This window comes from Stackebrandtia sp. (assembly GCF_035643755.1).
GTDB lineage: Bacteria > Actinomycetota > Actinomycetes > Mycobacteriales > Micromonosporaceae > Stackebrandtia.
Genome location: NZ_DASQPW010000277.1, coordinates 1 through 4,177 on the forward strand (window position 1 = coordinate 1; position 4,177 = coordinate 4,177).

6 protein-coding genes are annotated in these 4,177 nt (G+C 72.3%); 1 reads left to right on the plus strand and 5 read right to left on the minus strand.

Going from position 1 to position 4,177, the window contains the following annotated elements:
- The 5 genes from VE172_RS21340 to VE172_RS21360 all read right to left on the minus strand — a co-directional run.
- The coding region (locus VE172_RS21340) for a lyase family protein (protein ID WP_324804015.1) at positions 1–795 on the minus strand (795 nt) is incomplete at its 3' end.
- The gene (pcaG, locus tag VE172_RS21345; protein WP_324804016.1) at positions 770–1,318 is read right to left on the minus strand and encodes a protocatechuate 3,4-dioxygenase subunit alpha; all 549 of its coding nucleotides are present in this window, start codon (positions 1,316–1,318) and stop codon (positions 770–772) included. The genes VE172_RS21340 and pcaG, both read right to left, overlap by 26 nt.
- Positions 1,315–2,016 (minus strand): protocatechuate 3,4-dioxygenase subunit beta, encoded by a 702-nt coding sequence (gene pcaH, locus VE172_RS21350; protein ID WP_414715139.1) that lies wholly within the window; start codon positions 2,014–2,016, stop codon positions 1,315–1,317. The genes pcaG and pcaH overlap by 4 nt, the downstream gene beginning before the upstream one ends.
- A 5-nt stretch (positions 2,017–2,021) precedes the next feature.
- Entirely contained in the window at positions 2,022–2,735 is a 714-nt protein-coding gene (locus VE172_RS21355) for a CoA-transferase subunit beta (protein WP_324804018.1), read from the minus strand.
- Positions 2,732–3,541 (minus strand): CoA transferase subunit A, encoded by an 810-nt coding sequence (locus tag VE172_RS21360; protein ID WP_324804019.1) that lies wholly within the window; start codon positions 3,539–3,541, stop codon positions 2,732–2,734. Before VE172_RS21360 ends, VE172_RS21355 begins: the two co-directional genes overlap by 4 nt.
- Positions 3,542–3,704: 163 nt before the next feature.
- On the opposite strand from VE172_RS21360, the gene VE172_RS21365 reads away from it, so the two are divergent.
- Positions 3,705–4,177: aldehyde dehydrogenase family protein (locus tag VE172_RS21365; protein ID WP_324804020.1), on the plus strand; the 473-nt coding region annotated here is incomplete at its 3' end.

Genomic DNA, 4,177 nt, shown 5'->3' on the forward strand with positions numbered 1-4,177 from the left:
CAGCTCGCCGACGTCGCCGGAGCCGAGCACCGTCACGTCGCGCGCCACCTTGCCCAGGCCGCCCGCGACCATCGCCAGCGCCGCCGCCAGCCGCGCGGGGCGCGTGCGCTCGGTGTGCCAGGGGACGACCGGATCGGCCAGACCCAGCCTCCGCGCGAAGTCGCGCAGGATCGGCAAACCTTGGCCCGCATGGCCTTCCAGGATTCCCACGGGGCCGCCCAGCTGGGCGGCCAGGCCGCGGCGGGCGCGGTCGAGTTCGGCGCGGGCGGCGTCGATGCCGCCCAGCCATCCCGCGGCGAGGGTGCCGAAGGTGGTGGGTGCGGCGTGCTGCCCGAGGGTGCGTCCGATTTGGAGCGTGTCGCGGTGGCGGTCCGCGAGGGACGCCGCTGCCCCGGCCGCCGCCGCGAGTCGCTCGGAGATGACGGCGGTGGCGCGCTGCGACACCAGCATCATCGCGGTGTGCATGATGTCCTGACTGGTGGCGCCGTAGTGCACCCAGCCCGCCGCGTGGGGCGGTACCGCCTCGCCGAGGGCGGCCACCAGCGGCACCACGGGCGAGGCCGACGCGGCCAGCGCGAACACGTCGGTGGTCACCGCGTCCGATCGGCACGCCTCGCCGATCGCCTTGGCGGCGTCGTCGGGGATCACGCCCGCCGCCGCGAGGGCGTCGGCGAGCGCCGCCTCGGCGGCGAGCATGGACGCCAGCCACGCCGCCGGGCCGCAGGCGGCGTCGACCTCGGGATCGCCGAACACGGGGCCGAACGGGTCCTCATAGGGCGAAGAACACGGTCTCATCGTCACCCCGCAGCCGAATGTCGAAGCGCAGCGCGTTGCCGTCGGGCACCGCGATCAATGTGGAGGCCCGGGACGGATCGGGCAGGCGCGACAGCACCGGGTCGGCCCGGTTGGCGTCGGTCTCGTCGGGGAAGTACACGCGGGTCACCAACTGCCGCAACAATCCCCGCGCCAGGACGCAGACGGTCAGGTGGGGGGCGTGCGGCCCGTCCGCCGACGGAACCGGACCGGGCTTGACCGTGTGGATCGCGTACATCCCGTCGGCATCGGTGGGGCAGCGGGCGAACCAGCGGGGCCCGGACGCGCCGCGACCGCGCGGGTCGTCGGGGTGGTCGAAGCGGCCGTCGGGATCGGCCTGCCAGGTCTCGATCAGCGCGTCGGGCACGGGCGCCCCCGAGCCGTCGCGCACCGTGCCGTGCACCGTGATCAGGCCCGGGGTGCCGGGCGGGGCCGCGTAGGGGCCGTCGGGCCAGGGCAGCGCGAAGGCGAAGAACGGGCCGACCGTCTGCGATGGAGTGGTCATGACGCGTCATCCTCGAATATGGACGCCCGCGTCCCGCGCAGCACGATGTCGAAGCCGAAGCCAAGGGCGCGTTCGGGAATCGTGGTGTCGGGGTCGAAGCGGGCGATCATGCGCCGCCGGGCGGCCTGGTCGGGGACCGAGGCGTAGATCGGGTCGAAGTCGAACAGCGGATCGCCGGGGAAGTACATCTGGGTGACCAGGCGCTGGGCGAAGGCCCGCCCGAACAGCGAGAAGTGGATGTGGGCGGGCCGCCAGGCGTTGTGGTGGTTCTTCCACGGGTAGGCGCCGGGTCTGATGGTCTCGAAGCGATAGCGGCCGTCGGCGTCGGTGACGGTGCGCCCCGCGCCGGTGAAGTTCGGATCCAGCGGGGCGGGATGCCGGTCCAGGTCGTGGATGTAGCGTCCCGCGGCGTTGGCCTGCCACACCTCCACAAGGGTGTGTGGCACCGGGCGGCCGCCTGAGTCGCGCACCTGCCCCGACACGATGATGCGCTGCCCCAAGGGTTCCCCGGCGTGCCCGGCGGTGAGGTCGGCATCGCCCGGGCCCACCCGATCGTCGCCCAGCAGCGGCCCGGTGATCTCGGTGAGGGACTGGCGCAGCGGCACCAGCGGCCGCGACGGGGCGCGCAGCACCGTGGAGGTGTAGTCCGGCCACAGGTACGCCGGTTGCGTGTCGGAGTCGTCGATGTACTGGGGCATGTCGATCATGTCGCCGCCTTCCTTCGTGGCGCCAGGGCCCGCAGCGCCGCCAGCTCCCCTTCGGACGGGGGCGCGGTTCGCTTCGGCGCACGCGGCACGCGCAGGTCCCAGCCGCACGCCTCGCGCGCCCGCTGTTCGGTGACGCCGGGGTGCAGGTGGGTCAGCGCCAGTTCGCCGTCGCCGTCGGGGGAGTAGACCCCCAGGTCGGTGATGACGGTGGTCGGCCCGGAGCACACCGAGGTGATGAAGTCGACCCGCTCGACGAACGAGCGCGGCGACTGTCGCAACACGACGATCGCCTCCTTGCTGGACGCCGCGATCTCCGGCGCGCCACCGGCTCCCGGCAGCCGCACCGCCGGGGCCCGGTAGTCGTCGCCGATCACGGTGGTGTTGATGTTGCCGAGGCGGTCGATCTGGGCGGCGCCGAGGAAGCCGATGTCGACGCGGCCCGCCTGCAGCCAGTAGTTGAAGATCTCCGGCACCCCGACCACGGCGTCGGCGGTCTCGGCCAGCACGCCGTCCCCGATGGACAACGGCAGGTGATCGGGTTTGGCGCCAATGGTTCCCGATTCGTAGATCAACACCAGGTTCGGCGCGTGGGTGCGCCGGGCCAGATTCGCGGCGGTGCTGGGAAGACCGATGCCCACGAAACACCGCGCCCCGTCACGCAGCGCCCGCGCCGCCGCGACGGTCATCATCTCCTCGGTGGTGTGGTTCATACCGCCGCCCCCAGGTGCTCGCGAATCCAGCCCGCGAAGGCTTCCCGGTCGCGGGAGATGGCGTCCCAGGCGAGGTAGAAGTCGTTGTCGCGTTCGTAGTATCCGTGCGCATAGGACGGATGTGCCCCTCGTGGACAGTGCGCCACCGCCGTCACCACCCACGACGGCAAAACGACCGCGCCGGGCCGGGGCGTCAGCTCGTCGACGATCTCCTCGACCGTCACCAGGCACCGGCGGGCCGCCAGCACCGCCTCCTTCTGCACGCCGGTGATGCCCCACAGCTGGACGTTGCCGGACCGGTCGGCGCGCTGCGCGTGCACCACCGTCACGTCGGGCCGCAGCGCGGCCACCGCGGTGAGCTCCTGCCCGGTGAAGGGGCACTCGATCGGTGCGACGTTGGCGGTGCGCCGCATCAGATCCGTTCCGGTGTAGCCGCGCAGCACCGCGAAGGGGAGGCCCGAGGCGCCCGCGGCGTAGCGGTTGGCCATGCCGGCGTGGCTGTGCTCCTCGAGCTCCACATTCGACGGCCAGCCGTTCTCCACCGCGTCGCGAAAGCGATGCAGGGAACCGACTCCGGGGTTGCCACCCCAGGAGAAGACCAGCTTGCGCGCGCAGCCGGCTCCGATCAGCTGGTCGTACACCACGTCCGGCGTCATGCGCACCAGCGTCAGCTCCCGGCGGCGCTGCCGGATGATCTCGTGCCCGGCGGCGAAGGGGATCAGGTGGGTGAAGCCCTCGAGCGCGACGGTGTCGCCGTCGCCGATCAGGTCGGCCACGGCGTCGGGGAGCGGAAGCAGCGCGGTCATGGACACCTTCTGGAGTTCGATGAACGAACATCAATCCATATACCGGACGATACTGGCTGGGAGGCTTCGCGGTCAACCGTTGTCGGCGCCTTGACTTCCCGTCCGCTCTGCCAATAGCATCGATAACTGCACACATGTTTGTATGGCGAACAAGGCGGATGGCATGACCGACCGGCGCGCACTCATCATCGACAACCGACCGGTCGGTGCGGCGTCCGGCAAGTCCACGCCCGACATCAACCCGTACACACAGGACGCCTTCGCCACCGTGGCGGCGGCCAGCGCGGGCGACATCGCCGCCGCGGTCTCGGCGGCCGACGACGCCCGCGCCGAGTGGGCCGCTACACCGCCGTCACGCAAGCGCGCGATCCTGTGGGGCGCCGCCGATCTGCTGGAGTCCCGCGTCGAGGCGGCCGTGGCGCTGATGACCGCCGAGACCGGGGCGACGGGCGGCTGGGCGGGCTTCAACGTCGCCCTCGGCGCGGCCATGCTGCGCGAGGCGGCCGCCGCGGTCACCCGTCCGATCGGCGAGGTGCTGGCCACCGACGCCCCCGGGGCGCTGTCCCTTTCGGTGCGTCAACCCGCCGGGGTGGTGGCGGCCTTCGCGCCCTGGAACGCCCCGATCATCCTGGGCTG

What these genes read in the sequence shown, in the direction of transcription:
- pcaG (WP_324804016.1), bottom strand. Translation starts at nt 1,318, where the DNA reads ATGACCACTCCATCGCAGACGGTCGGCCCGTTCTTCGCCTTCGCGCTG.
- pcaH (WP_414715139.1), bottom strand. Translation starts at nt 2,016, where the DNA reads ATGCCCCAGTACATCGACGACTCCGACACGCAACCGGCGTACCTGTGG.
- VE172_RS21355 (WP_324804018.1), bottom strand. Translation starts at nt 2,735, where the DNA reads ATGAACCACACCACCGAGGAGATGATGACCGTCGCGGCGGCGCGGGCG.
- VE172_RS21360 (WP_324804019.1), bottom strand. Translation starts at nt 3,541, where the DNA reads ATGACCGCGCTGCTTCCGCTCCCCGACGCCGTGGCCGACCTGATCGGC.